The sequence below is a fragment of the Pseudomonas sp. P106(2024) genome, assembly GCF_057480815.1.
On the sequence record NZ_JBLIYU010000013.1, the window covers coordinates 82,774 to 109,698 of the forward strand.

Below are 26,925 nucleotides of genomic sequence, written 5' to 3' on the forward strand. Positions count from 1 at the left end.
GATCATTGCGCCTCCGTGTTTTGTGCTGCCAGATAATCGGTAAGGAACGCCTGGGCATTGCCCTCACGCGACAGCCCTTCCGAATAGCCGACCTGCTGTGTCTGCGCCTCACCCGGCAGGTTCAACTCGCCGCCCCAGTTGCCCTGGATGATCAGCACCACGTACTTCTTGCCGTCCACGGTGGTGGAGTAGCGGGTGTCCTTGCTGGTCTTCTCCACCTGCATTTTCTGGATGCGCATGTTCCAGTCGTGATCGATGCCTTCGATTTGTACCAGCGCTTCGTTGGCGGCACGTTCACCGATACGCAGCGTCCACACCTTGGTCCCTTGCGCCCCCATGTAGGCAACTACCTGGTCGGCCACTTCCGGCCGTTGTTCAGCGTGAACCTGGCCCAGCCACAGGGCGAGCGCAGCCACCACCAGGGCTGTCCATTTGCGATAAGCGAGCATGTCTTTTCCATCCTGAATCGAAACAAACGCCCATTGAAATAAGCCTGGCCCGACTAGCCAACCCCGCTGACCGGCTCGCACAACAGACAGCACCCTGCGCACAACGGCTGTCGCTGAAAATGTGCGCGCGTTACCATTCGCGGCCATGCCGCCCTCAGCCAAGGATGCCTAGCGCACATGCGATCGATCAGCCCCTACCTCGACACCGACTTTTCATTCGATAGCCCCGGGTCACTCGCTGAGGCTGGTGTACTGGATGCGAGCAGCGCGCGAGTGATGGGTAGCGCGACCGGCCACTATCGGGCGCAGACGGTACACAGCGGGTTGCAATACTTCGATTGCAACCTGCAGTTTCCAGAGCCGCTGAGGATCGACAAGGTGCTACCGCAAAGCCTGTGCATCGTGCAGGTGTTCGACGGGGCGTGGCAGCACACGGTGGACGGTAGGCTCAACAGTTATGCCCCTGGCCAGTTGCACATGCTGAGCCTGGGTGAAAGCCTGGAGGCGCAGGACCAACTGCCCGCCAACAGTCATGCCCGCATGGCCGGAGTACGTATTGCCGGCGATTACCTGCAAGAACTGGCCCGGGAGGACGCGCAGCTCAAGCCCCTGTTGGCACTTGTCGCCGACGGCATGCGCTTCGACCAGCTACCGCAGTGTCCAGCGGTGAGCCGCCTGTTCCGGCAGCTGTATCTGTCGCCCTATACCGGCGGGCTCAGGCGCCTGCATTGCGAGAGCCTGAGCTTGGCCATCTTGCTGGAACTGGCCAGCCACCTGATCGGGCACAGATCCGCCGAAAAGACTCAAGACCGGGGGCGCCGCGACCTGGCCATTGAAACGCGCCGCCAGCTCGATGAAAACCTGAACGCACCGCCCACTGCTGCCGCACTCGCTCGCCAGCTGGGGGTGAGCGAGACCACCTTGCGCCGCGCTTTCAGCCACGAGTACGGTCGGTCGCTCTTGCAGTATGTTCGGCAACAGAGAATGGAGCTGGCCCGCGCCCTGCTGCTGGAGCGTCGCTGGCAGGTATCGCAGGTTGCCTATCATGTCGGCTACGCCAACCCGGCCAATTTCTGCCATGCCTACAAGGCGTATTTTGGGCATTCTCCCGGGGCTGAGTAGGGTTCAGCCCCCCCAAAAAAAACGGGCCTGCAATGCAGGCCCGTTTCACTCAACCGCGAGTCGGGATCATTCCCACTCAATGGTCGCCGGCGGCTTGCTCGACACGTCATAGGTGACGCGGGAGATGCCGTCGATTTCATTGATGATACGACCGCTGACGGTTTCCAGCAGCTCGTACGGCAGGTGCGCCCAGCGCGCGGTCATGAAGTCCACGGTCTCGACGGCACGCAGGGCCACGACCCAGGCGTAGCGACGGCCGTCGCCGACGACGCCGACCGACTTGACCGGCTGGAACACCACGAACGCCTGGCTGGTCTTGTGGTACCAGTCGGCCTTGCGCAGTTCTTCGATGAAGATATGGTCGGCGCGACGCAGGATGTCGGCGTACTCCTTCTTCACTTCACCCAAGATGCGCACGCCCAGGCCCGGGCCCGGGAACGGGTGGCGGTAGACCATGTCGTACGGCAGGCCCAGCTCCAGGCCGATCTTGCGTACTTCGTCCTTGAACAGCTCGCGCAGCGGCTCGACCAGCTTGAGGTTCATTTCCTCCGGCAGGCCACCGACGTTGTGGTGCGACTTGATCACATGGGCCTTGCCGCTCTTGGCGCCGGCCGACTCGATCACGTCGGGGTAGATGGTGCCCTGGGCGAGGAACTGGATGTTCTCCAGCTTGCTGGCCTCGGCATCGAACACGTCGATGAAGGTGCGACCAATGATCTTGCGCTTCTTCTCAGGGTCGGCTTCGCCGGCCAGGTTGTCGAGGAACTGCTTCTCGGCATCGGCGCGGATGACCTTGACGCCCATGTTCTCCTTGAACATGGCCATCACCTGGTCGCCTTCGTGCAGGCGCAGCAGGCCGTTGTCGACGAATACGCAGGTCAGCTGGTCGCCGATGGCGCGGTGCAGCAGCGCGGCAACCACGGAGGAGTCGACGCCGCCGGACAGGCCGAGCAGGACGTTGGCCGAACCGACCTGTGCGCGTACCTGGGCAATGGCGTCCTCGACGATGTTCGAGGCGGTCCACAGGGCTTCGCAGCCGCAGATGTCCTTGACGAAGCGCGACAGGATGCGACCGCCTTGCTTGGTGTGGGTCACTTCCGGGTGGAACTGCACGCCGTAGTAGCCCAGGGCGTCGTCGTACATGCCGGCGATCGGGCAGCTCGGGGTACTGGCCAGCACATGGAAGTTGCCCGGCATCTGGGTGACCTTGTCGCCGTGGCTCATCCACACGTCCAGGCCCAGCACGCCATCGTCATCGACATGGTCTTCGATGCCGTCGAGCAGGCGGCTCTTGCCGACCACGTCGACGCGGGCATAGCCGAACTCGCGCAGGTCGGAACCTTCGACCTTGCCGCCCATCTGCTCGGCCATGGTCTGCATGCCGTAGCAGATGCCCAGCACCGGGACCTTCAGGTCGAACACCGCTTGCGGGGCGCGTGGGCTGTTGGCTTCGTGGACCGACTCGGGGCCACCGGCCAGGATGATGCCGCGCGGGTTGAATTCGCGGATCGCTTCATCGTCCATGTCGAACGGGTGCAGCTCGCAGTACACGCCGATCTCGCGCACGCGGCGGGCGATCAGTTGGGTGTACTGGGAACCGAAATCGAGGATCAGGATGCGGTGAGCGTGAATGTCGAGGGCCATGACTCAATCTCGTCAGTGGAAATCGGAAACGACACGGGGCTGTCATGACAGCCCCGCTTGCTATTGCTTGAAGCCTCAGCCTACGCGGTAGTTAGGGGCTTCTTTGGTGATCTGCACGTCATGCACGTGGGACTCGGCCATGCCGGCACCGGTGATGCGCACGAACTCCGGCTTGGTACGCATCTCTTCGATGGTCGCGCTGCCGGTGTAGCCCATGGACGAACGCAGGCCGCCCATCAGCTGGTGGATGATCGCGGCCAGGGCGCCCTTGTACGGTACGCGGCCTTCGATGCCTTCCGGTACCAGCTTCTCGGCACCGGCCGAGGAATCCTGGAAGTAACGGTCGGAGGAGCCTTGCGCCTGTGCCATGGCACCCAGCGAGCCCATGCCGCGGTAGGCCTTGTAGGAACGGCCCTGGAACAGTTCGACTTCACCCGGGGCTTCTTCGGTACCGGCGAACATCGAGCCCATCATCACGCACGAGGCGCCGGCAACAATGGCCTTGGACAGGTCACCCGAGAAGCGGATGCCGCCGTCGGCGATCAGCGGCACGCCCGTGCCTTCCAGTGCGGCGGCGACGTTGGCGATGGCGCTGATCTGCGGCACGCCGACACCGGCGACGATACGGGTGGTGCAGATCGAGCCCGGGCCGATACCGACCTTGACCGCGTCGGCGCCAGCTTCAGCCAGGGCCTTGGCGGCAGCGCCGGTGGCGATGTTGCCGCCGATCACCTGCACTTGCGGGTAGTTCTCCTTGACCCAGCGAACGCGGTCAATCACGCCCTTGGAGTGACCGTGGGCGGTGTCCACCACCACCACGTCAACGCCGGCGGCCACCAGGGCGGCTACGCGCTCACCGGTGTCCTTGCCGGTGCCGACCGCGGCGCCGACGCGCAGACGACCCTGGTCGTCCTTGCTGGCCAGCGGGTAGGCCTTGGCCTTCTCGATGTCCTTGACGGTCATCATGCCCTTGAGGTTGAACTTGTCGTCGACGATCAGGACTTTTTCCAGGCGGTGCTTGTGCAGCAGCTCGCGGACTTCGTTCTTGTCGGCGCCTTCGCGGACGGTGACCAGACGCTCTTTGGGGGTCATCACGTCGCGGACCTTGGCGTCCAGGCGGGTTTCGAAACGCACGTCACGGGAGGTGACGATGCCGACCAGATCGCCGTTCGCCAGCACCGGAACACCGGAGATGTTGTTCAGGCGGGTCAGGTCGAACAGGTCGCGCACGGTGGCGTCGGCGTCGATGGTGATCGGGTCCTTGACCACGCCAGCCTCGAACTTCTTGACCTTGCGTACTTCGCCGGCCTGCTGCTCGATGGTCATGTTCTTGTGGATGATGCCGATGCCGCCTTCCTGGGCCATGGCGATGGCCAGGCGCGCTTCGGTCACGGTGTCCATGGCGGCGGAGACCAGGGGAATGTTCAGCTCGATGCCACGAGTCAAACGGGTCTTGAGACTGACTTCATTGGGCAGTACCTCGGAGTAGCCAGGTACAAGGAGGATATCGTCGAAAGTCAGGGCTTCTTGGCTGATACGCAGCATCGCGGGGGCTCCCGGGAGGGAAAAATGGAAGCGCGCCATTATACCCATCCATGGCGCGCCGCTCAATGCAAAATAAGGGCCTTCGGTCAGCCTTGCGGCAGTTTTACCTGCACCACCGCCACCGGCTGGTCCAGCCAGTCGGCGAAGCTGTCGAGGAAGGCCTGGGTGAACCCGGCCTCGCCCCAGTTATTGAAGATGAACCCCAGGTTGGAAAAGGCACACGGCTGCAGGTAAAGGAAGCCATTGATGTCGTCCTCGAAGCCGCACAGCGGGCAGGTGAAGTTGTCACTCACCCCCGGCATCCACTCCTCCAGGCTCTCGAACAGCGGCTCGCCCACCTCGCGCCGGCATTCCGGGCAGCCGGCCTCCTCGAGAAAACCGTCGGTGGGGGTGTAGATGCAGCGCTTGAGCATCACCTCTAGGCCATTGACCTGCTCACCGAACGGCAGTTTCTCGGGGTGCAGGGCCACCTTGCGCGCCCCTTCGGTCAGGGCATGGCCCATGCGATTGCCGGTGCGGCCACAGGTGCTCAACTGCTCCTCGACAATTTTCTCGCGCACCAGCCAGCGCAGGATCGCGCGGGCCCGGGCTTCGTGGACCGGCACGGTGGACAGCTTGGGGACGATGATGCTCTGGGTGTTCATGCTTGAGGCGGGCCTAGGAACTGCGGTAAGGACGCAATTCTACCGCCTGCTCAGGCGCTCAGGTAGCGACCGATCAACGCCAGGCCACTGGCCAGCACCAGCCAGGTGACCAGCCGCACGAAGGCCTCGCGGGACAGCCTCAGCGTCAACCGTCGGCCCAGCCAGGTACCGATGAACATCACCGGCAGCAGGCAGGCGGCCAGCAGCAACAGGCTGGCGTCGGCATACACCCCGGCGATCAGGAACAGCGACAGGCGCACCACCGTGCTGCAACTGATCAGCGCGACCTGGGTCGCCCGCACCTGCTCCTTGGCCTCCAGCCGCGCACTGAGGTAGATCGCGTACAGAAAACCACCACTGCCGAACAGGGCGCCGAACAACCCGCCTACCGTCCCCATGGGCACCGCCCAGGCGCCCGACAGATTCGCCGGCCGTACCTTCACCGCCAGGCCATAGACCGCATAGGCGGTGACGAACAGCCCCATCAGCAACAGCAGCACATCGGACTTCAGGCGCAGCAGGAACACCACACCCAGCGTGCAGCCCACGGCCATGAACGGCAGCAGCCTGAGCAGTTCGCCGCGCACCACGTCGCGCCGCGACGGTAGCAGGTTGCCGAAGGCGGCGACGAAGTCCAGCAGCACCAGCAACGGAACGATCCGCGACAATGGCATGAAATGGATCAGCACGGGGCCAGCGACCAGCGCGGTGCCGAAACCGGCGATGCCGAAGACGATATAAGCCACCCCCACACCTAGCAGGATGGGTAGCCAGTCGAGCATGGAAAACGACAGTTGAGCGAGCATCGCAGCAATTCCTCGGGAGACCCCAGAAGGTTAGCCAGCGACAAGCCATGCCGACTAATATGCCTTTACGCCACGAGATATCTGAAAAAGGCATGACATGACCTCGATCCGCCAACTGCGCTACTTCGTCGAAATCGCCGAGGCCGGCAGCTTCAGTGCCGCCGCCGAGCGGCTGTACATCGCCCAGTCGGCTCTCAGCCGACAGATCAAGGAACTGGAGCTGCACCTGGGGTCCGCGTTGTTCGAACGCACCGCGCGCCAGCCACGGCTGACCGCCGCAGGATTGGCTTTCCTTGACCGCGCCCGACACCTGCTGGCCGACCTGGACAAAGCCGAACGTCTGGCCCGCGAGGTGGGCCAGGGCCTGCGTGGCAGTCTGCGGCTGAACCACTCCAGTACCGTGCCGTTGACTGGACAACTGCTGCAGCGCCTCGGCACCTACCTCGCGGACAACCCCGGCGTCTCCTTGGAGATCGCCCAGCAATCGTCGGAGGCGCAACTGGAGGACATCGCCGAGGGCCGCCTGGAAATCGGTCTGCTGCGCCTGCCGGTGCTGCGCCAGCACGAGGGCGTGGAGCTGCATGCGCTATTCGACGAGCCCCTGCTGCTGGCGGTGGCGGCGAGCCATCCACTGGCCACGACTGGCAGTGTCCGACTGGGGCAACTGCGCGAGGAACGCTTCATTTCCATACCCCATCGTCAGCGCGGCGGCTTGAGCTACCTGTCGGCGTCGTTGTGCATGAACGAGGGATTCTTTCCCCAGGCGGCGCAGGTGGTGTCGCGCAAGACCACGCAACTGCAGCTGATCCAGGCCGGGTTCGGGGTGGCGTTGCTGCCCCTGAGCATGCGCGAGATCGCCCCGCCCTCGGTCACCTTCGTGCCGCTGGCCGAGGCCTGCCAGAGCACCGTGGCCCTGGCCTGCCGACGCGACGCGGGAGCGCTGCCGAGAAAGCTACTGGATAGCCTGCGCTTGCCACAGGGCGATCAGGGCATGTAGCGCTCCACCAGCGCAAAGATGATCGCCGCGGTTTCGGCATCCAGTACACCGTCAAAGTTGCCTGGCCGGAAATGCAGCTGGAACGCCCTGAGCACTGCACGCACCTGGGCCGGATCGGGGCTGGTCGGGAAGCTGTAGCCGTAGGTACGCAGCTTGGCGAGGACGACCTTGACCTGCGGCAGGCAGCCCGCGAAGCGCTGCTGGTAGTACGCCTTGCGCACCTCGTCATACCAGGCACCGATACCGGCCTGGTGCAGCGCCTGCCAGGGAAAAGCGGCACCCGGGTCGCTCTTGCGGCCAATGGCGATGTCACTGTGGCCGACCACCTGGGTCGGCGTGATGTCCGGATAGCGCTGCAGGATCGCCCGGCCCAGCTGGATCAAGGCTTCCACCTGTTGGGGGTGATAGGGCGGGAACACGAACTGGCCGTTGCTCACCGACGCCTGGCTGACGATCTCGATGCCGATCGACGTATCGTTCAGGTTGCTGCGTCCGGCCCAGCCGCTGACACCCGCGTGCCAGGCGCGCTCGTTCTCGTCGACGAGGTTGAAGGTGCGCATCGCGTCGAAACCTGCACTGGTGAAGCTCGGATCGGATGGGTCGGGCACCAGGTAATGGGCGCTGACCTGGGGACCGTTGACCAGCGCATTGATCGAGCCGTTGAAATTGACGGCTGTGTAATGCAGCACCAGGAATCGCACCCGTCGGTTGAACGCCTTGGACCGGTAGGTGTGAGCGTCTATGGGATACATGGCGAATCTCCTCATGGAATCAGGCGCCCAGCGTGCATCGCCGGATATCGGGGCCGGCAGCCGGAAATGCTCCCAAGGTGGGGCGTGCCAGCAGCCGGCACAGTGCATCCGCGCGACGGCTCCTTTATGATGCCCGGCATGATCAGAGACCCTTTCGAACGACTCGGCCTGGACCGCGAGGTCCTCACCGTCAGCCAGCTCAACGGCCGCGCCCGCGTGCTGCTCGAGGACGTGTTCCGCAGTGTCTGGGTGGAAGGCGAGATTTCCAACCTCGCCCGCCCGGCCTCCGGCCACATGTACTTCACCCTCAAGGACAGCGGCGCGCAGATCCGCTGCGCGCTGTTCCGGCAAAACGCCGCTCGCGTGCGCCAGGCCCTGCGCGATGGCCTGGCGGTCAAGGTGCGCGGCAAGGTTTCGCTGTTCGAGGGCCGCGGCGACTACCAGCTGATCCTCGACACCGTCGAACCGGCCGGTGACGGCGCCCTGCGCCTGGCCTTCGAGGCGCTGAAGGAAAAGCTCGGCGCCGAGGGGCTGTTCAGCACCGAACGAAAGCAGCCGCTGCCGGCCCATCCGCGGCGCATCGGCATCGTCACCTCGCCCACCGGCGCGGTGATCCGCGACATCATCAGCGTGTTCCGCCGCCGTGCGCCGCAGGTCGAGCTCAACCTGATCCCTACCGCCGTGCAAGGCCGAGAGGCCATCGCGCAGATCGTCCGCGCCCTGCAGATGGCCGACCGGCAGGGCTTCGACGCGCTGATCCTGGCCCGTGGCGGCGGCTCGCTGGAAGACCTCTGGTGCTTCAACGAAGAGGCCGTGGCCCGTGCCGTGGCCGCCTGCGTGACGCCGATCGTCAGCGCCGTGGGCCATGAGACCGACGTGTCGATCAGCGACTTCGTCGCCGACGTGCGCGCCCCCACGCCATCAGCGGCCGCCGAGCTGCTCGCCCCCGACAGCAGCGGCCTGCAGCAGCGCCTGGACAGCCTGCAGCGGCGCCTGTTGCTGCGCATGCAGAGCCGTCTGGCCCATGACCGCCTGCGCGTCGAGGGCCTGACCCGACGCCTGCGCCACCCGGGCGAGCGCCTGCGCCAGCAGGCCCAACGCCTGGACGACCTGGACATGCGCCTGCGCCGCGCCTTCGCGCTGAACCTGCGCCAACGCCACGAACGCCTCGGCCGCCTCGACATGCGCCTGGCCGCGCAACACCCGGGACGCAACCTGAAACTGCTCAAGCAGCGCCTGGACAGCCTGGCCGAGCGCCTGCCACGGGCCATGCGCGAAGTGATCAAGGACCGCCGCCAGCGCTTCCAGGCGCAGTTGCAGACGCTGCAGGTGGTCAGCCCATTGGCCACCCTCGCCCGCGGCTACAGCATCCTTCTCGACGAGCGCGGCCAGGCCATCCGCAGCGCCGCGCAGACCCACAACGGCCAGCGCCTGACCGCCCGCCTCAACGAAGGCGAGCTCAAGGTGCGGGTCGAGGACAACCACCAGACTCCGGTCACCCTCTCGCTACTGGACTGACACATGCCCCGCCTGTTCGCGCCCCTGCTCGCCCTTGCCCTGCTGCTGCCGCTCACCGCGGCCCAGGCCAGCTACATCACCCGCACCCTCGACAAGCCGGTGCCCGGCGGCGTGGCCGTGGTCAACCTAGGGCCGGCCGCCAGCGCGCCGAGCGCCCGCTTCGACGGCAAGCCGGTGCTGGTGGTGAAGGAGCAGGACAACTGGCTGGCCATCGTCGGCATCCCGCTCACCCAGAAACCCGGTAGCGCCGTGCTCACCCAGGGGGGGCGCGACATCCGCTTCAGCGTGGGCAGCAAGAAATACCCCGAACAGCACATCACCCTGAAGAACAAGCGCCAGGTCAACCCCGAGCCCGAGGACCTCAAGCGCATCGACCGCGAACTGGCCGAACAAGTCAAGGCCTACCGCAGCTTCAGCCCGGCCCTGCCGAGCAACCTGATTCTCGACAAGCCGGTCGACGGCCCGCTGTCGAGCAAGTTCGGCGTGCGCCGCTTCTTCAACGGCGAGGAGCGCAACCCTCATGCGGGCCTTGACTTCGCCGTACCGGCCGGCACGCCGATCAAGACCCCGGCCAATGGCAAGGTGATCCTGGTGGGCGACTACTTCTTCAATGGCCGCACGGTGTTCGTCGACCATGGCCAGGGCTTCATCAGCATGTTCTGCCATATGTCGAAGATCGACGTGAAGCCAGGGCAGGTGCTACGCCGTGGCGAGGTGGTGGGCCGCGTGGGTTCGACTGGCCGGGCCACCGGGCCGCACATGCACTGGAACGTCAGCCTCAACGATGCGCGGGTCGATCCTGCGATTTTCATCGGCGCGTTCCAGCCCTGAAAGCGCAATCGCGGGGCCAGCCCGCTCCCACGCGGCCGACGGTGGCATCGTGGGATCGGGCAGGCCCCGCGATTTGCGCAACAAAAAAACATCACGCAATAAAATATCAACAAGACCAATTAAGCGGCCATAAAAACTCCTAAGATTCGTTTTTTTAAGCATTCCTCTCAATTTTTCCGCAATGCTTGCCATCCCCCAACCCACTGGTTAGGGTTGAGCCTATGAACATCTTCAGCACCCTGCTCCGACAACACCGCAGCCTCTGCCTGGTCAGCGCCCGACTACCAGGGTGAATCGCGTCGCCTCGCCTTTTTCTCTCGTTTTCGTTTGGCAGGCCCGATCACGGCCGCACATAAAAAGGATTGCTTCCATGACCATGCTCAAAGACCCTTCGAAGAAATACCGCGCGTTCCCGACCATCGACCTGCCCGACCGTACCTGGCCGTCGAAGACCATCACCCAGGCACCGATCTGGTGCAGTTCCGACCTGCGTGATGGCAACCAGTCGCTGATCGAGCCGATGGACTCGGAGAAGAAGCTGCGGTTCTGGAAGACCCTGGTGCAGGTGGGCGTGAAGGAAATCGAAGCCTCGTTCCCGTCGGCCTCGCAGACCGACTTCGACTTCGTGCGCACCCTGATCGAAGACGGCCACATCCCGGACGACACCACCATCCAGGTGCTGACCCAGGCCCGTGAAGACCTGATCGCCCGTACCTTCGAATCCCTGCGCGGGGCCAAGAAGGCCATCGTCCACCTGTACAATGCCACCTGCCCGTCGTTCCGCCGCATCGTCTTCAACCAGGACAAGCAGGGCGTGAAGGACATCGCGGTCAACGCCGCCAAGCTGTTCGTCAAGTACGCCGCCCAGCAGCCGAACACCCAGTGGACCTTCCAGTACTCGCCTGAAACCTTCAGCGCCACCGAACTGGAGTTCGCCAAGGAAGTGTGCGACGCGGTGATCGAAGTGTGGAACCCGACTCCTGAGCACAAGATCATCCTCAACCTGCCGGCCACCGTCGAAGTCGCCACGCCGAACGTCTACGCCGACCAGATCGAATGGTTCTGCCGCAACATCAACCGTCGCGACAGCGTGATCATCAGCCTGCACACCCACAACGACCGTGGCACCGGCATCGCCGCCACCGAGCTGGGCCTGATGGCCGGCGCCGACCGTGCCGAAGGCTGCCTGTTCGGCAACGGCGAGCGCACCGGCAACGTCGACCTGGTCACCCTCGCCCTGAACCTCTACACCCAGGGCATCGACCCGCAGCTGGACTTCTCCGACATCGACGGCGTGCGCAAGGTCGTCGAGGAGTGCAACCAGCTGCCGGTGCACCCGCGTCACCCGTACGTCGGCGACCTGGTCCACACCGCCTTCTCCGGCTCGCACCAGGACGCCATCCGCAAGGGCTTCGCCAAGCAGCAGGACGGCGAACTGTGGGAGGTGCCGTACCTGCCGATCGACCCGGCCGACATCGGCCGCAGCTACGAGGCGGTGATTCGCGTCAACAGCCAGTCGGGCAAGGGTGGCATCACCTACCTGCTCGAGCAGGAGTACGGCATCAGCCTGCCGCGCCGCATGCAGATCGAGTTCAGCCAGGTGGTACAGGGCGAGACCGACCGTCTCGGCCTGGAAATGACCGCCGAGCAGATCTACAAGCTGCTGCAGAAGGAGTACCTCCAGGCCAACGCACCGTATGCGCTGGTCAGCCACCGCCTGCAGGAAGAGAACGGCAGCAGCCACGTGCAGGTGGAAGTCTCCGGTGAAGGCGAGACCACCCTGCACTGGCACGGCAAGGGCAACGGCGCCCTGGAAGCGCTGGTCGCCGGCCTGCCGGTCAACGTGGAGATCATGGACTACAACGAGCACGCCATCGGTGCCGGCACCAACGCCAAGGCGGCGGCGTACATCGAACTGCGCGTGGCCGGTGGGCGTCCGGTGCATGGCGTGGGCATCGACGAGAACATCACCACCGCCAGCTTCAAGGCGCTGTTCAGCGCGCTGAACCGGTCGCTGAGCCAGCAGCAGGCCAAAGCGGCGTAAACCATCGCCGATGAACGAAGCCCGCATCCTTGATGCGGGCTTTTTTTGCCTGTAGCAGGCAACCCTTCTGCTCTGCATACCCGTGTAGGAGCGGCCTTGTGTCGCGAAAGGGGCGCGTAGCGGCCCCAGGATTTCAGCGTTCATGCAAAGATCGCTGGGGCCGCGTTGCGGCACTTTCGCGACACAAGGCCGCTCCCACGGGGAGATGCGTGAATTCCGGCCACCCTGTAAGGCGCAACTACAGGCGAAAAAAAGGGGCGCCGACCAAGCGCCCCACAAGCCGTGTAGCACACAACGAAATCTGTCAGTCCAGCAACGCCATCGCCTCGGCGCTGCACGCCTCGATCCGCGCCCAGTCGCCGTTCTTGATCCAGCTGCTGTCGAGCATCCAGGTGCCGCCCACGCACATCACATTGGGCAGCGCCATGTAGTTGCGCACGTTGGCCGGGTTCACCCCACCGGTCGGGCAGAAGCGAATGTCGCCGAATGGGCCGGCAAAGGCCTTGATCGCCGCCACGCCACCACTGATCTCCGCCGGGAACAGCTTGAAGCGACGGTAGCCAAGGGCATAGCCCATCATGATCTCCGACGGCGTGCTGATACCCGGCAGCAGCGGAATGTCGCTGTCCACGCCCGCTTCGAGGATGTCCTGGGTGATGCCCGGGGTAACGACGAACTGCGCGCCAGCGGCCTCGACGGCGGCGAACATGCCACGGTCGAGCACGGTACCGGCACCGACGCACAGCTCGGGGCGCTGCTCGCGCAGCACCTGGATGGCCTTCAGGCCATGTTGCGAGCGCAGGGTCACTTCCAGGGTGCGGATGCCGCCTGCGGCCAGGGCGTCGGCCAGGGGCAGGATGTCTTCCTCACGGGCGATGGTGATCACCGGCAGGATGCGCGCCTTGTCGCAGATCGTGTCGATCCGCGCGGCTTTGTCGGCCATCGAGAGCAAAGGCTGTGGGCGTTCGAGGGTGGTCATGACAATGGGTCCTTGGCTCATGGGCACCAGTAGATGTCCAGGGGGTCGTGAAGAAAGGCGCGAATCGGCATTTCGGTAGGGTCTTCGGCCGCCAGGGCAGCACGCAAGGTGGTGAGCTTGCCCGCGCCTTGCACGGACAGGGCGATGAAACCGGCCCCGGCCAGCAGCGCGCGGGTCATGCTCAGGCGCTGGTGCGGCACGCTCGGCGCCAGCATCGGCAGGCAGCGACGCTCGCCGACCTTGGCCAGGCCCTGGCGCAGGTTGGGGCTGGCCGGGAACAGCGAAGCCGTGTGGCCGTCGTCGCCCATGCCCAGCACCAGCACATCGATCGGCGGCAGATCGGCGAGGACCTGGTCCGCCTGCTCGGCGGCGGCCTCCAGGGTCGCGGCGCTCTGGTACAGGCCGATGAAACGCGCCTTGGCCGCACCGCCCTTGAGCAGGTGACGGGCCAGCAGGCCGGCATTGCTGTCGTCGTGTTCCACCGGTACCCAGCGCTCGTCCGCCAGGCTCACGGTGACCTTCGACCAGTCCAGCACTTCTGCCGCCAGCTTCTCGAGAAACGCCACCGGGCTGCGGCCGCCGGACAGCACCACGCAGGCCTGGCCCTTGCTGGCGATGGCCTGGCGCAGGCGCTCGGCCACATCATGGGCCAGGGTCGCCGCCAGGGTTTTCGCGTCAGCCAGCTGATGCGCCTTCACCGTCGCCGGCAGTTGCAGTTCAGATATCGCCATACCAGGCCCTCCCATCGCGAGTGATCAATGCAATCGAGCTCATCGGCCCCCAGGAACCGGCCGCATAGGGCTTGGGCGCGTCGCCGCTGGTCTTCCAGCCGGCGATCAGCTGATCGCACCATTTCCAGGCGTATTCGATCTCGTCCTTGCGCACGAACAGGTTCTGGTTGCCGCGCATCACTTCCAGCAGCAGACGCTCGTAGGCATCCGGAATCCGCGCGCTGCGCCAGGTGTCTGAGAAATTCAGCTGCAGCGGGCCGCTGCGCAGCTGCATCCCCTTGTCCAGGCCCTGTTCCTTGGTCATCACCCGCAGCGAAATGCCTTCGTCCGGCTGCAGGCGGATGATCAGCTTGTTGCCGATCTGCAAACGCTGTTCCGGGGCGAAGATGTAGTGCGGGGTTTCCTTGAAGTGGATGACGATCTGCGACAGCTTCTGCGGCATGCGCTTGCCGGTGCGCAGGTAGAACGGCACCCCCGACCAGCGCCAGTTGCGGATATCGGCGCGCAGGGCGACGAAGGTCTCGGTGTCGCTCTGGGCGTTGGCGTTGTCCTCTTCCAGGTAGCCCGGCACCGGCTTGCCGTCACTGAAGCCGGCAATGTACTGGCCGCGCACCACATGGGTGCTCAGGCCTTCGCCGGTGATCGGTGCCAGTGCCTTGAGCACCTTGACCTTCTCATCGCGGATGCTGTCGGCCGACAGGTCGCTGGGCGGGTCCATGGCGATCAGGCAGAGCAGCTGCAACAGGTGGTTCTGGATCATGTCGCGCAGCTGGCCGGCCTTGTCGAAGTAACCCCAGCGGCCCTCGATGCCGACCTTCTCGGCGACGGTGATCTCCACGTGGGAGATCGAATTCTGGTTCCACTGGGTTTCGAACAGGCTGTTGGCGAAGCGCAGGGCGATCAGGTTCTGCACCGTCTCCTTGCCCAGGTAGTGGTCGATGCGGTAGACCCGGCTCTCGGGGAAGAACCGCGCCACGGCGTCGTTGACCCGGCGCGACGACTCCAGATCGTGGCCAATGGGCTTTTCCAGCACCACGCGGGTGCGCGAGGCCAGGCCGGCCTTGTCGAGGTTCTCGCAGATCGCGCCGTAGACCGCCGCCGCCGTGGCGAAGTAGGCGATCAGCGGCTGCCCGCTCGGCGCCTGTTCGGCCAGGGCCTGGTAGCCCTCCGGCTCGACGAAGTCCAGGTGCAGGTAGCTCAGGCGCCCGAGGAAGCGCCCCAGGGAAGCGGCATCGATCTCGGCCTCCGGCACATGGCGGCGCAGATGAGCCTCGATGCTGTTCAGGTGGTCCTGCACGCTGCCCGGCTCGCGGGCCAGGGCCAGCAGGCGGGTATCCGGGTGCAGGAGGTCGGCGCGGTCGAGCTGGTAGAGCGCGGGAAACAGCTTGCGCAACGCCAGGTCGCCGAGGGCGCCAAAGAGGGCGAAGGTGCAGGGTTCGACACTGATCGCGGCCATGATGTTGGTTCTTTTATAAATGTTGGACTAGGAATACCGGTTTCAACCCTGCATTTCAAGGGTTAATGTAGTAAAAACCACAACATCCAATACAGCCATTACAGACAAGTGGTGTGACAATCTTACCGACAGTACGATACACGCCACCGCAAAAAGCCAGCTTCCGACCCAAGGACACACCATGGACCGCGTGCGCAACCTCCTGGAACAGATCCAGGGCCGCCTCGACGAGCTGAACAAGGCCGAACGCAAAGTCGCCGAAGTCATCCTGCTCAACCCGCAACAGGCCACCCGCTTCAGCATCGCCGCCTTGGCCCAGGCGGCCAAGGTCAGCGAACCGACGGTCAACCGCTTCTGCCGCTCGTTCGGCGTCAGCGGCTACCCCGAGCTCAAGCTGCAGCTGGCGCAGAGCCTGGCCAGCGGGGCCGCCTATGTCAGCCGCGCGGTGGAGGCCGATGACGATCCGGCCGCCTACACCCAGAAGATTTTCGGCAGCGCCATCGCCTCGCTGGACAGCGCATGCCAGGCGCTCGACCCGCAGCAGGTCAGCCGCGCCGTGGACATGATGATCCAGGCCCGGCAGATCCACTTCTTCGGCCTCGGCGCCTCGGCCCCGGTGGCCCTCGACGCCCAGCACAAGTTCTTCCGCTTCAACCTCGCCGTGTCGGCCCATGCCGACGTGCTGATGCAGCGCATGCTGGCCTCGGTTGCCCACACCGGCGATCTGTTCGTGATCATTTCCTACACCGGGCGCACCCGCGAACTGGTCGAGGTGGCGCGCCTGGCCCGGGAAAACGGCGCCTCGGTGCTCGGCCTGACCGCCGCCGGCTCGCCCCTGGCCCAGGCCTGCAGCCTGAGCCTGCACATCCCGCTGCCGGAAGACACCGACATCTACATGCCGATGACCTCGCGGATCATCCAGCTCACCGTGCTCGACGTGCTGGCCACCGGCATGACCCTGCGCCGCGGCGTGGACTTCCAGCCGCACCTGCGCAAGATCAAGGAAAGCCTCAACGCCAGTCGCTACCCGATCGAGGACGACGACCTCAACTGAGCCGGTGCGCCTGCAGCCGCAGGTGCGCCCGCTCCCCCGGCGCCAGGCTCAGGCCCTCGCCACTGCCGCTGGCCGCCTCGACGCAGACGAAGCCCTGGCATTCGCGCCCGGTCACGCCCATCAACGGGCGATTGCCCGGGTGCCAGACCACAGTGTCATCGCTGTCGCCGGTGTCGATGCACAGCTCGCGCTGCCAGTCCGGATCCTGCAACTGCACCTTGGGTGTGCCGGGATAGACTTTCTGGCAACCGCCCTTGAGGGTCAGCGCGCCGTCCTCGCGGCAGACCTGGCGATTGAGGCGATCGTAGCCTTGGATATCCTCGAGCCCGGACAGCGCTATCTTCGACACGTCGCTGATTCGCCAGTAGGCCAGCAGCGCATGGCTCAGCTGACACGGCTCGCTGTCCTGGTGCTCGGTGCTCAGGCTCAGTTCCATGCTCGCGCCAAGCCGGGCGTGCAGGTCGACCTGCCAGTCGCACAGGTCCAGGCGCCACTTGAGGGCCACGCCCTGCTCGTCCTCAAGGCTGTCCACCAGCTTCCAGTCCAGCAGGCGCGCCCAGCCGTGGGCCGGCCACAGGTCCTCGCTGGGATGACGGCCATACCATGGCCAGCACACCGGCACGCCACCGCGGATGGCGCCCACCTGCGGCCACTGCTCGGCGCACCACAGCCAGGGCTTCTCGCCGGCCGGCTGGAAATGCAGCAGTTGCGCGCCCTGGCGGCTGAACACCGCTTGGCAGCTTGGGTGGTCGATGATCAGCACATCGCGCTGCTGGTAACGCTCCCACTCGAAGGTCGGCCTGGGCCGTTGCGAGGTGAAGAAGCGATGTAGCGGATGTTCAGGCATGGTTCTGAGCTCTTTTGTTGTTTGAGATAGCGCTGTCTCACCCCGTGCCCGCTAACCACTGCTGGCCAGTGGTTAGCGGTAAGTCGAGATGGATGGCGTAAATTTACAACAATTTTTCTCAGAATGACGACTGAATCTTCAACCCCGCGACCAGCGCGTTATCCACGTCGTCCACACCGCCCGGGCTCTTGATGTACTGCAGGTTCGGCCGCACGGTCAGCCAGTTGGTGACGTGGAAGCCGTAGTAGAGTTCGGCGTTGTACTCGGTGCGCTGCAGCGGCACGAAGCCCGGATTGTCGTAGTCGTTGATACCGCTCTGGGCATTGAGCAGCTCGGCGCGCTTCTTCACGTCGTCATTGACGTGGATGCGGGCGATGCCGAAGCCGATGTCGTCCTTGGGTCGGGCGTCGAAGGCACCTTTGTAGACCAGGCCGACCTGCTGGTAGTTGTCGACCACGTTGGTGGCCTTGTCGTGCACGGTGAAGTTGGCGAACAGGCTCAGGCCGCGATTGACGTCGCCGGCATGGGCGGTGACCTGCTGCTGCGCCACCACCCACCAGCCGTGCTTGCTGGAGTGCGACTTGAACGCCGCGCCGGTCAGCGCCTGCGGGTTGCCGTTGATGTCGTCGTACACGTCGTCGGCCTTGGCGGTGCTGTAGTAGTAGCCCAGGCGGTACTCGCCCGGCAGGCCGTTGACCTTCGGCGACCACACCGCCTCCACCGGCAGGATCGCGCCCTTGGTGCCACTGCCGCTGAGCTTGAAGCCGTTGCCGGTCTCCAGGTTCGACGGGTTCTGCTCGTAGGCGCCGACCTGGACGAAGAATTCCGGGGTGATGTTGTACTTGACCCGCAGCGCCCACTGGCTGACCGGCCAGTTGTACCAGATGCCGCCGACCCAGTTGCCCACCTGCGAGCCGCAGAAGGCCAGGTTCTGGAAGTCGCAGGGGAAGCTGTTGAAGTCCTCGCCCTCGCCGAAGCGGCCGACTTTCACATCCAGCGCGCCGTCGAAGTACTTCTGCTTGACCCACATCTGGGTCAGGCGCCAGGTCTGGCCGCGCCCCCAGACTTCCTGCACCGAGCTGAACTGCCCGGCACGCGGGTCGCTGATGCGGTCGTTGGACAGGTTGCGGCCGCTACGCTCGGTGATCGCCAGCTTGAACTCGGTGTCCTTCCAGCCGAAGATCTTCTCCAGGTCCAGGTGCGCACCCAGGGCGAACTGGTCGCTGTAGCGCGCGGTCTTGTCGTTGTTGTAGCCGCCGTGCAGGTTGCCGGCCACCTCGCCGACGTAGTCGAGGGTGAAGTCGTAGCCCTTCTCCAGCAACTCGGTGCGGGTGCCGCCCCAGTCGCCGGTCATCCATTTCGATTCCGACGAGAAAGCCTCGGCGGCCTGGGCCCCGCTGCTGCCGACCACGGCCAGCAGTGCCAGTGAGCCCAGTGTCCTGATGCGATTGCGATGTTCCATCCCTTTGCGTCCTCTTTTCTTGTTATTAACAGAACGAATCAACGGCCTGATCTTTCCTGTGGGAGCGGCCGCCGTTCTTAACGACCTTTGAAACGCGTCACGTTGTCCTTCACGGCGGTGGCGGCAAGGTCCAGGCGTTCGCCGCTGCCGGCGTCGAACAGCAGAACCCGCGCCGGGTCGAACTGCAGGTTGAGGCTGTCACCGACCCGGCATGCCACATCCGGCGCCAGACGGCAGCAGACCTTGGTTTGATTGAGGGTGACGAACACCAGCAGGTCCGGGCCGGTGGGCTCGGTGACCTGCACTTCGGCGCGGATGCCCGGCAGGCCATTGCCCTGCTCCGCCCCCAGGGCGATCTGCTCCGGGCGCACGCCAAGGATGATCTCGCGACCTTCCAGCTCGTCCGCCACCACGCCCAGCGGCAGCTCGCAGCGCGCCTGGCCGCTGTCGAGCAGCGCCAGCACGCGACCGTCCTGCTTCGTCAAGCGCACCGGAATGAAATTCATCGGCGGCGAGCCAATGAAGCTGGCGACGAACAGGTTGGCCGGGTCGTTGTAGATCTGCTGCGGCGTGCCGAACTGCTGGATGATGCCGTCCTTCATCACCGCCACCTTGTCACCGAGCGTCATCGCCTCGATCTGGTCGTGGGTGACGTACACCGTGGTGGTCTTCAGGCGCTGATGCATCAGCTTGATCTCGGTGCGCATCTCCACCCGCAGCTTGGCATCGAGGTTCGACAGCGGCTCGTCGAACAGGTAGATCTTTGGCCGGCGCGCCAGCGCTCGGCCCATGGCCACGCGCTGTTGCTGGCCACCGGACAGCTGCCCGGGCTTGCGCTCGAGCAGGTGCTCGATCTGCAGCAGCTTGGCGACCCGCGCCACCTCTTCGTCGATGGCGGCCTGGGACATCTTGCGGATCTTCAGGCCGAAGGCGATGTTGTCGCGCACGTTCATGGTCGGGTACAGCGCGTAGGACTGGAACACCATGGCGATGTCGCGGTCCTTGGGGCTCATGCCGCTGACGTCCTCGTCGTCGATGAGGATCGCCCCGCCACTGATGCTCTCAAGGCCGGCGATGCAGTTCATCAGCGTCGACTTGCCGCAGCCCGAGGGGCCGACCAGGATCAGGAACTCGCCGTCCTTGATCGCCAGCTGGATGTCCTTGAGCGTGTCCGGCAGGCCCACGCCGTAGGTCTTGTGCACATTGCGAAGTTCGAGTGTTGCCATGACTTACCCCTTGACCGCGCCGGCGGTCAGCCCGCGCACGAAATACTTGCCCGCGACCACGTAGACCAGCAGCGTCGGCAGCCCGGCGATCATCGCCGCGGCCATGTCGACGTTGTATTCCTTGGCCCCGGTGCTGGTGTTGACCAGGTTGTTGAGGGCCACGGTGATCGGTTGCGAGTCGCCGCTGGAGAACACCACGCCGAACAGGAAGTCGTTCCAGATCTGGGTGAACTGCCAGATCAGGCAGACCATGATGATCGGCGTCGACATCGGCAGGATGATCCGCCCGAAGATGGTGAAGAACCCGGCGCCGTCCAGCCGCGCGGCCTTGACCAGCGCCTCGGGGATGCTCACGTAGTAGTTGCGGAAGAACAGCGTGGTGAAGGCCAGGCCATACACCACATGCACCAGCACCAGCCCGCTGGTGGTGCTGGCCAGGCCCAGCTTGCCGAGGGTGAACGAGGCCGGCAGCAGCACGGTCTGGAACGGCAGGAAGCAGCCGAACAGCAACAGGCCGAAGAACAGCTGCGAGCCACGGAAGCGCCACATCGAAAGCACATAGCCGTTGAGCGCGCCAATGGCCGTGGAAATCAATACCGCCGGCACGGTGATCAGGATCGAGTTGACGAAGTAGCCGCTGACCGTGGCCCAGGCCTTGCTCCAGCCGATGGCGGTGAACGCGGTGGGCCAGCTCAGCAGGTTGCCACTGCCGATGTCCTCGGGGGTCTTGAAGCTGGTCAGCAGCATCACCACCAGCGGCACCAGGTACAGCAGCACGGCCAGCAGCAGCACGGCGTGGACGGCGACGCGGCTGAGGTTCAGCGCCGGTTTGTCGATCGGGCTAGTCATGGCGTTTCCCCCGCAGCTCGGAGTACAGGTAAGGCACGAGGATTGCCAGGATGGCGCCCAGCATGAGGATCGCGCTGGCCGAGCCCATGCCCATCTGCCCGCGGCTGAAGGTGAACGAGTACATGAACATGGCCGGCAGGTCCGAGGAGTAGCCCGGGCCACCAGCAGTCATCGCCGCCACCAGGTCGAAGCTCTTGATCGCGATGTGCGAAAGGATCATCAGCGAGCTGAAGAACACCGGGCGCAGACTGGGCAGCACCACGGTCCAGTAGATGCGCGGCAGGCTGGCGCCATCGAGCTGGGCGGCGCGGATGATCGACGGGTCGACGCCACGCAGACCGGCGAGGAACATCGCCATGATGAAGCCCGAGGCCTGCCACACGGCGGCGATCACCAGGCAGTAGACCACGCGGTCGGGGTCGATCAGCCAGTCCAGGCGAAAGCCTTCCCAGCCCCAGTCGCGAAGCAGCTTGTCCAGGCCCATGCCGGGGTTGAGCAGCCACTTCCAGGCGGTACCGGTGACGATCATCGACAGGGCCATGGGATACAGGTAAATGGTGCGGATGAAACCTTCGCGGCGGATGCGCTGGTCAAGCAGCACGGCAAGGAACACGCCGATGGCCAGGGTGATGCCGATGAACAGTCCACCGAACAGCAGCAGGTTCTTGCTCGCCACCCACCAGCGGTCGTTGTCGAACAGCCGGGCGTACTGCGCCAGGCCCGCCCACTTGTAAGTAGGCAGGAAGGTCGAGGTGGTGAACGAGAGGACGAAGGTCCACAGGATGTAGCCGTAGAAACCCACAAGGACGATGAACATGCTCGGCGCCAGCACCAGCTTCGGTAGCCAGCGCTGCAGCGCGTCCAGGGGGGATGCCCGCAGGCGGGCGGTTGCAGTGGTCATGGTTCAGATCTCGTTTCGAGAACGACTCGGAGCCCTGTGGGAGCGGCCTTGCGTCGCGAGAGGGCTGCGCAGCAGCCCCGGGGCTTGATGAGCTAAGCCGGAGGGACTGTCCTGCTGGGTTCCGGGACCGCTACGCGGTCCTTTCGCGACACAAGGCCGCTCCCACAGGAAGCCTCGCCAGACAAGGACTACTGAGCCGCCTTCACCGCCGAGTAGAGTTTCTTCGCCGCATCCGCAGGATCGGCCTTAGGATCGTTGATGTAGTTGGTCACCACATCGAAGAACGCTCCCTGCACCGCCAGCGTGGTGGCCATGTTGTGCGCCATGCTCGGTTGCAGGCCGCCGGTCTTGGCGTCGGCCAGGAAGTCCTTGGCCGCGGTCTGGGCGCAGCTGTCGAAACCGTACTTGCCCATGTCGGCGAGCATGTCGTTACGCACCGGGATCGAGCCTTTGTTGATGCTGAAGACCTTCTGGAAGTCCTCGCCCAGCACCTTGCGGGCGATGTCCTGCTGGCCCGCTGCGGTACCCTTGTCCTTCTGCTTGAACACCACCAGCGAGTCGATGTTGTAGAGGAAGGCCTGGTCGGTGCCTGGGAAGGCCACGCACTGGTAGTCCTTGCCGGCGGTCTTCTTGGCCAGGGTCCATTCGCTCTTGGCCCAGTCGCCCATGATCTGCATCCCGGCCTTGCCGTTGATGACCTTGGCCGCCTCCAAGTTCCAGTCCTGGCCCTTGCCGTCAGGGTCCATGTAGGTGGCGACTTTCTTCAGCTCGGTGAGCGCCTTGACCATCTCGGGACCGGTCAGGGCATCCTTGTCCAGTTCGACAAGGGCCTTCTTGTAACCCTCGACGCCCATCACCGAGAGCACCACATTCTCGAACACGGTGCTGTCCTGCCACGGCTGGCCACCGTGGGCCAGTGGGATGAAACCGGCGGTCTTGAGCTTGTCGGCAGCGGCGTAGAATTCATCGAGGGTGGTCGGGGCCTTGTCGATACCGGCCTTCTTGAACACTTCCGGATTGATCCACAGCCAGTTGATACGGTGGATGTTCACCGGCACGGCCACATAGTCGCCGTCGTACTTCACGGTGTCGGCGACTTTCTTGTCGAGCAGGCTATCCCACTTCTCTTCCTTGGCAACGTCCTTGAGCACATCGGTGTCGAGCAGGCCGGTGGATGCCCACTCCTGGATATCCGGGCCTTTGATCTGCGCCACTCCAGGGGGGTTACCGGCCACCGCGCGACTCTTGAGCACGGTCATGGCGGTAGAGCCACCGCCCCCGGCCACGGCGCCGTCCTTCCAGGTGAAACCGTCCTTCTCGACCTGGGCCTTGAGCACATCGACCGCGGCCTTTTCACCGCCGGAGGTCCACCAATGGACGACTTCCACACTGCCTTTGGAATCGGCGGCCTGGGCACTGAGGGAAAACAGGGAGGCGAAGGAGATCGCGGCGGCGAGACGAAGCGTCGAATGCATGGGAATACCTTTCTTGTTGTTATGCGAGGCAAGACTGTCGCTTGCATGGCATGGAGTGTAGGGAGCCCGCGCCCGCCGCCAGGTAACGAACGGATGCGCGAATGTCATCGTTTGGTTACAAAGCCAGGGCCGTGGCCAGGCTCGGCGCCAGCGGCAGGCGGGGCAGCAGCAGGGCCTGGTAGGCGTGGTAGAGGTCGGGTTTGCCGCCCCAGATCCGCGCGCTGGGCAGCAGCGCCGGGTCCAGCTCGTGATGCCAACTGCCGTGGCCGCGGTCGATGAAGTGGCTGGCGATGAAGTCCCAGAAGCAGCGATACCAATGTTCATATTGCGCCTCGCCGGTACGTCGCAACAGGGCCGCGGCGGTGGCGCTGGCCTCGGCATGCACCCAGTGCAGGCGTTCGCGCACCACCGGTCGGTTGCGCCAGTCCAGTGTATAGACCAGCCCCGGGGCGCCATCAGCCTGCCAGGCATGGCGGCAGGCACTGTCGAACAGGCCCCTGGCGGCGGGCAGCAAAGCAGCCGGCGCCGGCAATTGCGCCCGCTGCAGGGCCGCTTCCAGGTGCAGCACCAGACGGGCCCATTCGAAGGCATGGCCGGGCGTGGTGCCGTAGGGACGGAAGCCGTCGGCGGGGTTGTCACGGTTGTAGTCGGGTAACGCCTGCCAGAGCGCGTCGAAATGCTCGGTGACCCGCAAACCATCGGCGGCGGCCTGGGCCAGGATCAAGCGTTCGACGATCCGCAGGGCGCGGCGCAGCCACAGCGTGTCGCCGGTCACATCGGCCAGGGCGAGAAACGCCTCGACGCCGTGCATGTTGCTGTTGGCGCCACGGTAAGCCTCCGCGTGCCCCCAGTCGCGGGAGAACGACTCGCGCAAGGCGCCCTCCTCCTCGCACCAGAAGCGCTGCTCGATGACCCGGACCACGGCATCGAGCAGTGCCTGGGCCTGCATGATACCCGCTACCACCGCCGAGCTCGCGGCAAGGGCGACGAAGGCATGCAGGTAGGCGGCCTTGCCAGTGTCGCCGTGGCCTTCGGGCTGGGCGTACCAGCCGTCGTGCTCCTGGTCGCGCAGCGGGCCCAGCAGGGCCTCGACGCCATGCTCGACCAGCTCGCGGCAACCCGGAACGCCCTGGATATGCGCCAGGGCGAAGCTATGGGTCATGCGCGCGGTGTTCATGGTCTCGGCCAGGGCGCAACGGGGCAGGCGGCCTTCGTCGTCGAGGTTGCCGAACCCCTGAGGCAGGCGCGAAGCCCTGGCGAAGGCAAGCAGGCGCAGGGCCTCGGCGTCGAGCCAGGCATGGTGTGTCGGGGAGTCGATCCAGCGGTTGGCCATGGACGTGGTCTTCCTTGTTGTTGTCAGCCGATTCTAGTCAGCCGTCCTGGCTGGCATGTCACGAAGACCGGCTCGATTGTCACCATTTAGTGACATCAGGCCCCTGTAGGAGCGTGTCAATCGGTTGTACGGGGTAGGTACAAGGTCACCCGCAGTCCACCCTCACGCAGGTTGAACAGGCTCACCTCGCCACCATGGCTGTGGGCGATGTTGCGCGCGATCCCCAGCCCCAGCCCATAGCCCTGCTGCTGCCCGGCCAGCCGGAAATGCGGCTCGAACACCTGCTCCAGGCGCTGCTCCGGCACCCCCGGCCCCTGGTCGTCCACCTGCAGGACAAAGCTCTCGGCACTGTCGAGAATCCGCAGGTGCGCCCGCTCGCCGTACTTTATGGCGTTATCGATCAGGTTGCCGATGCAGCGGCGCAGGGCCAGTGACTTGCCGGGGTACGGCGCCAGCGCCTGCCCCTCGAGGGTGATGCGCCCGTCGCCGAGGTAAGGCTCGGCAAGCATCTCCAGCACCTGGTTGAGGTCAATCGGCTCGATGTTCTCGTGAATGTCGGTGTCCTTGACACATTGCAGCGCGCCCTTGACCAGCAGCTCCAGCTCATCGAGGTCGCGGCTGAACTTCGCTTGCAGCTTCTCGTCCTCGAGCAGTTCGACCCGCAGCCGCAGGCGCGTGATCGGTGTGCGCAAGTCATGAGAGATGGCGCTGAACAGCTGGGCGCGCTCGGTGAGATAGCGGCTGATCCGCTCGCGCATGCTGTTGAACGCCCGCCCCACCTCGACCACTTCGCTGCCGCCGCCCTCGGCCACCGGGGCCACATCGGCGCCCAGCGACATTTCCCGCGCCGCCCGCGCCAGGCGCTTGAGCGGCCGGCTCTGCCAGTGCACCAACAGGCCGATGAACAGCAACAGCAGGGCAGTGGTCATGGCAATGAAGCCGATCTGCTGACGCGGCAGGCGCTCGGCCTCGAGGCTGGTGTAAGGCTCGGGCAGCAGCGAGGCGATGTACAGCCACTCGCCCTCACCCAGGCGGATCTGGGTCACCAGCACCGGCGGGTTGAGCGGCTCCAGGGTCAACGAGTAGTGCGCCCAGGAGCGAGGCAGCTCATCGAGTTTCAGGCCGCTGTTGAAGATCCGCAGGTCGTCGGGGCTGACGAATTCGACGGAAATTTCCATCTGCTGGCCCAGGCGCTCATGCAACACGTCCTGGAACACGTCGATCACCGCCTGCTTGCGCGGGGTGATCGGCAGCACCGGCATATCCAGCGGCTTGACGTTGAGCGAAACGAAGAAGCGCGTTCCGCCCATGCTGCGCAACTGGTCGAGGACCATGGGCCGGTAGGCCACCGGCAGCGAACGGAAGTAGCTGACGCTGGCGCTCATCGAATGAGCCAGGCTGCCAGCGCTGGCACGCAGGCCCTGCAGCTGGCTGGCGCGCAGTTGCGCCACCCAGATCAGGCTCGACAGCCCCTGGGCCAGCAACACCACCAGCAAGGTCAGCAGCAGCATGCGCCCCAGAAGCGAGCGCGGCAGCAGGCGCCAGCGGCGTTCGCTAGGCCGGGCAGACATTGGCCGCCAGCAGGTAGCCGCTGCCGCGCACGGTGCGGATCAGCCGAGGGGGTTTTTCCGTGTCGCGCAGGCGCTGGCGCAGGCGACTGACCGCCATGTCGACGATACGGTCCAGCGGCATCGGCTCGCGCCCGCGGGTGGCGTTGCCGATGGTGTCGCGGTCGAGGATCTGCTGCGGGTGGTCGAGGAACAGCTTGAGCAGGGCGAAGTCGGCGCCGGAGAGGATCACCTCTTCGCCATCGCGGTGGAACAGGCGATGGCTAACCGTGTCCAGGCGCCAGTCGTCGAAGGCCAGTACCGCGCTGGCCGGCGCCGCCTGAGCGAAATCGGCGCGACGCAGCAAGGCCTTGATGCGCGCCTGCAGTTCACGTGGACTGAAGGGTTTGCCGAGGTAGTCGTCGGCACCCAGCTCCAGGCCGATGACCCGGTCGGCCTCGTCGGAACTGGCGGTGAGCATGATGATCGGCACCCGCGCCTGGCGTGGATGCTGGCGGACCCAGCGGCACAGGCTGAAGCCATCCTCGTCGGGCAGCATCACGTCGAGGATCACCAGGTCATAGGGGTTGGCATCCAGGGCACGGCGAAAGCCCTGGCCATCGGGTTCGGCATGGACCTGCAGGCCGCAGCGGGCGAGGTAGGTCTGCAACAGTTCGCGGATGTCCTGGTCGTCATCGACCATCAGGATCGAT

24 protein-coding genes are annotated in these 26,925 nt (G+C 65.1%); 6 read left to right on the plus strand and 18 right to left on the minus strand.

Features of this window, described 5'->3' with window-relative positions:
• Positions 1 to 2: 2 nt before the first annotated feature.
• On the minus strand, positions 3 to 449 hold the full coding sequence (locus AC25M7_RS19610; protein WP_050704160.1) for a hypothetical protein: 447 nt from the start codon (positions 447 to 449) through the stop codon (positions 3 to 5).
• Between the two features lie 177 nt (positions 450 to 626).
• Between AC25M7_RS19610 and AC25M7_RS19615 the strand changes: the two genes are divergently transcribed.
• Positions 627 to 1,571 (plus strand): helix-turn-helix transcriptional regulator, encoded by a 945-nt coding sequence (locus AC25M7_RS19615; RefSeq protein ID WP_088851980.1) that lies wholly within the window; start codon positions 627 to 629, stop codon positions 1,569 to 1,571.
• A gap of 66 nt (positions 1,572 to 1,637) precedes the next feature.
• Here AC25M7_RS19615 and guaA read toward each other — a convergent pair whose 3' ends face one another.
• The 4 genes from guaA to AC25M7_RS19635 form a co-directional block, all read right to left on the minus strand.
• Entirely contained in the window at positions 1,638 to 3,215 is a 1,578-nt protein-coding gene (gene guaA, locus AC25M7_RS19620; protein WP_088852311.1) for a glutamine-hydrolyzing GMP synthase, read from the minus strand.
• 75 nt (positions 3,216 to 3,290) lie between these two features.
• Positions 3,291 to 4,760: an IMP dehydrogenase gene (guaB, locus tag AC25M7_RS19625; RefSeq protein WP_028691634.1), complete on the minus strand. Its 1,470-nt coding sequence runs from the start codon at positions 4,758 to 4,760 to the stop codon at positions 3,291 to 3,293.
• Positions 4,761 to 4,846: 86 nt separating this feature from the next.
• A complete protein-coding gene (locus AC25M7_RS19630) occupies positions 4,847 to 5,404 on the minus strand; it encodes a sugar ABC transporter ATPase (protein WP_486971378.1) in 558 nt (185 codons plus the stop codon).
• Between the two features lie 50 nt (positions 5,405 to 5,454).
• Positions 5,455 to 6,210, minus strand: a complete 756-nt coding sequence (locus tag AC25M7_RS19635; RefSeq protein WP_028691635.1) for a sulfite exporter TauE/SafE family protein — start codon at positions 6,208 to 6,210, stop codon at positions 5,455 to 5,457.
• Positions 6,211 to 6,307: 97 nt separating this feature from the next.
• Between AC25M7_RS19635 and AC25M7_RS19640 the strand changes: the two genes are divergently transcribed.
• Positions 6,308 to 7,207 carry a LysR family transcriptional regulator gene (locus tag AC25M7_RS19640; RefSeq protein ID WP_486971379.1) on the plus strand — a complete coding sequence of 300 codons (900 nt, stop codon included), beginning with the start codon at positions 6,308 to 6,310 and terminating at the stop codon, positions 7,205 to 7,207.
• Here the strand turns inward: AC25M7_RS19640 and AC25M7_RS19645 are convergent.
• Positions 7,195 to 7,959: an N-acetylmuramoyl-L-alanine amidase gene (locus AC25M7_RS19645; RefSeq protein WP_486971380.1), complete on the minus strand. Its 765-nt coding sequence runs from the start codon at positions 7,957 to 7,959 to the stop codon at positions 7,195 to 7,197. The two genes, AC25M7_RS19640 and AC25M7_RS19645, sit on opposite strands and share 13 nt — an antisense overlap.
• Positions 7,960 to 8,097: 138 nt before the next feature.
• Here AC25M7_RS19645 and xseA point away from each other — a divergent pair, with 138 nt between their 5' ends.
• The 3 genes from xseA (at position 8,098) to leuA (ending at position 12,352) form a co-directional block, all read left to right on the plus strand.
• Complete coding sequence (gene xseA, locus AC25M7_RS19650; RefSeq protein ID WP_062360441.1) at positions 8,098 to 9,477, plus strand: exodeoxyribonuclease VII large subunit; 1,380 nt, start codon at positions 8,098 to 8,100, stop codon at positions 9,475 to 9,477.
• A gap of 3 nt (positions 9,478 to 9,480) precedes the next feature.
• A complete protein-coding gene (locus AC25M7_RS19655) occupies positions 9,481 to 10,308 on the plus strand; it encodes a M23 family metallopeptidase (RefSeq protein WP_207851917.1) in 828 nt (275 codons plus the stop codon).
• 370 nt (positions 10,309 to 10,678) lie between these two features.
• Complete coding sequence (leuA, locus tag AC25M7_RS19660; protein WP_028691640.1) at positions 10,679 to 12,352, plus strand: 2-isopropylmalate synthase; 1,674 nt, start codon at positions 10,679 to 10,681, stop codon at positions 12,350 to 12,352.
• 304 nt (positions 12,353 to 12,656) lie between these two features.
• On the opposite strand, the gene AC25M7_RS19665 is transcribed toward leuA, so the two are convergent.
• Genes AC25M7_RS19665 through zwf form a run of 3 tightly spaced genes read right to left on the minus strand, consistent with a single transcriptional unit; the run spans position 12,657 to position 15,518 of the window.
• On the minus strand, positions 12,657 to 13,331 hold the full coding sequence (locus AC25M7_RS19665; RefSeq protein WP_028691960.1) for a bifunctional 4-hydroxy-2-oxoglutarate aldolase/2-dehydro-3-deoxy-phosphogluconate aldolase: 675 nt from the start codon (positions 13,329 to 13,331) through the stop codon (positions 12,657 to 12,659).
• A gap of 17 nt (positions 13,332 to 13,348) precedes the next feature.
• Positions 13,349 to 14,062, minus strand: a complete 714-nt coding sequence (gene pgl / locus AC25M7_RS19670) for a 6-phosphogluconolactonase (protein WP_069017658.1) — start codon at positions 14,060 to 14,062, stop codon at positions 13,349 to 13,351.
• Positions 14,049 to 15,518, minus strand: coding sequence for a glucose-6-phosphate dehydrogenase (gene zwf, locus AC25M7_RS19675; protein ID WP_028691962.1), 1,470 nt, complete (start codon positions 15,516 to 15,518; stop codon positions 14,049 to 14,051). The genes pgl and zwf overlap by 14 nt, the downstream gene beginning before the upstream one ends.
• Positions 15,519 to 15,708: 190 nt before the next feature.
• Between zwf and hexR the strand changes: the two genes are divergently transcribed.
• A complete protein-coding gene (gene hexR / locus AC25M7_RS19680) occupies positions 15,709 to 16,572 on the plus strand; it encodes a DNA-binding transcriptional regulator HexR (protein WP_172402443.1) in 864 nt (287 codons plus the stop codon).
• Here hexR and AC25M7_RS19685 read toward each other — a convergent pair.
• The 9 genes from AC25M7_RS19685 to AC25M7_RS19725 all read right to left on the minus strand — a co-directional run bounded on the left by AC25M7_RS19685 (position 16,565) and on the right by AC25M7_RS19725 (position 26,915).
• Complete coding sequence (locus tag AC25M7_RS19685) at positions 16,565 to 17,419, minus strand: D-hexose-6-phosphate mutarotase (protein ID WP_062360435.1); 855 nt, start codon at positions 17,417 to 17,419, stop codon at positions 16,565 to 16,567. The genes hexR and AC25M7_RS19685 overlap by 8 nt on opposite strands.
• 118 nt (positions 17,420 to 17,537) lie before the next feature.
• Positions 17,538 to 18,881 carry a carbohydrate porin gene (locus tag AC25M7_RS19690; RefSeq protein ID WP_062360433.1) on the minus strand — a complete coding sequence of 448 codons (1,344 nt, stop codon included), beginning with the start codon at positions 18,879 to 18,881 and terminating at the stop codon, positions 17,538 to 17,540.
• A gap of 77 nt (positions 18,882 to 18,958) precedes the next feature.
• On the minus strand, positions 18,959 to 20,107 hold the full coding sequence (locus AC25M7_RS19695) for an ABC transporter ATP-binding protein (RefSeq protein WP_028691966.1): 1,149 nt from the start codon (positions 20,105 to 20,107) through the stop codon (positions 18,959 to 18,961).
• A 3-nt stretch (positions 20,108 to 20,110) separates the two neighbouring features.
• Positions 20,111 to 20,956 carry a carbohydrate ABC transporter permease gene (locus AC25M7_RS19700; protein WP_062360432.1) on the minus strand — a complete coding sequence of 282 codons (846 nt, stop codon included), beginning with the start codon at positions 20,954 to 20,956 and terminating at the stop codon, positions 20,111 to 20,113.
• Positions 20,949 to 21,857 carry a carbohydrate ABC transporter permease gene (locus AC25M7_RS19705; RefSeq protein WP_028691968.1) on the minus strand — a complete coding sequence of 303 codons (909 nt, stop codon included), beginning with the start codon at positions 21,855 to 21,857 and terminating at the stop codon, positions 20,949 to 20,951. The genes AC25M7_RS19700 and AC25M7_RS19705 overlap by 8 nt, the downstream gene beginning before the upstream one ends.
• Positions 21,858 to 22,045: 188 nt before the next feature.
• On the minus strand, positions 22,046 to 23,332 hold the full coding sequence (locus tag AC25M7_RS19710; protein WP_028691969.1) for an ABC transporter substrate-binding protein: 1,287 nt from the start codon (positions 23,330 to 23,332) through the stop codon (positions 22,046 to 22,048).
• Positions 23,333 to 23,447: 115 nt separating this feature from the next.
• Positions 23,448 to 24,665, minus strand: coding sequence for a D-mannose isomerase (locus AC25M7_RS19715; protein WP_486971381.1), 1,218 nt, complete (start codon positions 24,663 to 24,665; stop codon positions 23,448 to 23,450).
• A 116-nt stretch (positions 24,666 to 24,781) separates the two neighbouring features.
• A complete protein-coding gene (locus AC25M7_RS19720; RefSeq protein WP_182324178.1) occupies positions 24,782 to 26,236 on the minus strand; it encodes an ATP-binding protein in 1,455 nt (484 codons plus the stop codon).
• Positions 26,220 to 26,915 carry a response regulator gene (locus AC25M7_RS19725; RefSeq protein WP_189662194.1) on the minus strand — a complete coding sequence of 232 codons (696 nt, stop codon included), beginning with the start codon at positions 26,913 to 26,915 and terminating at the stop codon, positions 26,220 to 26,222. The genes AC25M7_RS19720 and AC25M7_RS19725 overlap by 17 nt, the downstream gene beginning before the upstream one ends.
• Positions 26,916 to 26,925 lie beyond the last annotated feature (10 nt).

What these genes read in the sequence shown, in the direction of transcription:
- AC25M7_RS19610 (WP_050704160.1), bottom strand. Translation starts at nt 449, where the DNA reads ATGCTCGCTTATCGCAAATGGACAGCCCTGGTGGTGGCTGCGCTCGCC.
- AC25M7_RS19615 (WP_088851980.1), top strand. Translation starts at nt 627, where the DNA reads ATGCGATCGATCAGCCCCTACCTCGACACCGACTTTTCATTCGATAGC.
- guaA (WP_088852311.1), bottom strand. Translation starts at nt 3,215, where the DNA reads ATGGCCCTCGACATTCACGCTCACCGCATCCTGATCCTCGATTTCGGT.
- guaB (WP_028691634.1), bottom strand. Translation starts at nt 4,760, where the DNA reads ATGCTGCGTATCAGCCAAGAAGCCCTGACTTTCGACGATATCCTCCTT.
- AC25M7_RS19630 (WP_486971378.1), bottom strand. Translation starts at nt 5,404, where the DNA reads ATGAACACCCAGAGCATCATCGTCCCCAAGCTGTCCACCGTGCCGGTC.
- AC25M7_RS19635 (WP_028691635.1), bottom strand. Translation starts at nt 6,210, where the DNA reads ATGCTCGCTCAACTGTCGTTTTCCATGCTCGACTGGCTACCCATCCTG.
- AC25M7_RS19640 (WP_486971379.1), top strand. Translation starts at nt 6,308, where the DNA reads ATGACCTCGATCCGCCAACTGCGCTACTTCGTCGAAATCGCCGAGGCC.
- AC25M7_RS19645 (WP_486971380.1), bottom strand. Translation starts at nt 7,959, where the DNA reads ATGTATCCCATAGACGCTCACACCTACCGGTCCAAGGCGTTCAACCGA.
- xseA (WP_062360441.1), top strand. Translation starts at nt 8,098, where the DNA reads ATGATCAGAGACCCTTTCGAACGACTCGGCCTGGACCGCGAGGTCCTC.
- AC25M7_RS19655 (WP_207851917.1), top strand. Translation starts at nt 9,481, where the DNA reads ATGCCCCGCCTGTTCGCGCCCCTGCTCGCCCTTGCCCTGCTGCTGCCG.
- leuA (WP_028691640.1), top strand. Translation starts at nt 10,679, where the DNA reads ATGACCATGCTCAAAGACCCTTCGAAGAAATACCGCGCGTTCCCGACC.
- AC25M7_RS19665 (WP_028691960.1), bottom strand. Translation starts at nt 13,331, where the DNA reads ATGACCACCCTCGAACGCCCACAGCCTTTGCTCTCGATGGCCGACAAA.
- pgl (WP_069017658.1), bottom strand. Translation starts at nt 14,062, where the DNA reads ATGGCGATATCTGAACTGCAACTGCCGGCGACGGTGAAGGCGCATCAG.
- zwf (WP_028691962.1), bottom strand. Translation starts at nt 15,518, where the DNA reads ATGGCCGCGATCAGTGTCGAACCCTGCACCTTCGCCCTCTTTGGCGCC.
- AC25M7_RS19685 (WP_062360435.1), bottom strand. Translation starts at nt 17,419, where the DNA reads ATGCCTGAACATCCGCTACATCGCTTCTTCACCTCGCAACGGCCCAGG.
- AC25M7_RS19690 (WP_062360433.1), bottom strand. Translation starts at nt 18,881, where the DNA reads ATGGAACATCGCAATCGCATCAGGACACTGGGCTCACTGGCACTGCTG.
- AC25M7_RS19695 (WP_028691966.1), bottom strand. Translation starts at nt 20,107, where the DNA reads ATGGCAACACTCGAACTTCGCAATGTGCACAAGACCTACGGCGTGGGC.
- AC25M7_RS19700 (WP_062360432.1), bottom strand. Translation starts at nt 20,956, where the DNA reads ATGACTAGCCCGATCGACAAACCGGCGCTGAACCTCAGCCGCGTCGCC.
- AC25M7_RS19705 (WP_028691968.1), bottom strand. Translation starts at nt 21,857, where the DNA reads ATGACCACTGCAACCGCCCGCCTGCGGGCATCCCCCCTGGACGCGCTG.
- AC25M7_RS19710 (WP_028691969.1), bottom strand. Translation starts at nt 23,332, where the DNA reads ATGCATTCGACGCTTCGTCTCGCCGCCGCGATCTCCTTCGCCTCCCTG.
- AC25M7_RS19715 (WP_486971381.1), bottom strand. Translation starts at nt 24,665, where the DNA reads ATGGCCAACCGCTGGATCGACTCCCCGACACACCATGCCTGGCTCGAC.
- AC25M7_RS19720 (WP_182324178.1), bottom strand. Translation starts at nt 26,236, where the DNA reads ATGTCTGCCCGGCCTAGCGAACGCCGCTGGCGCCTGCTGCCGCGCTCG.
- AC25M7_RS19725 (WP_189662194.1), bottom strand. Translation starts at nt 26,915, where the DNA reads ATGGTCGATGACGACCAGGACATCCGCGAACTGTTGCAGACCTACCTC.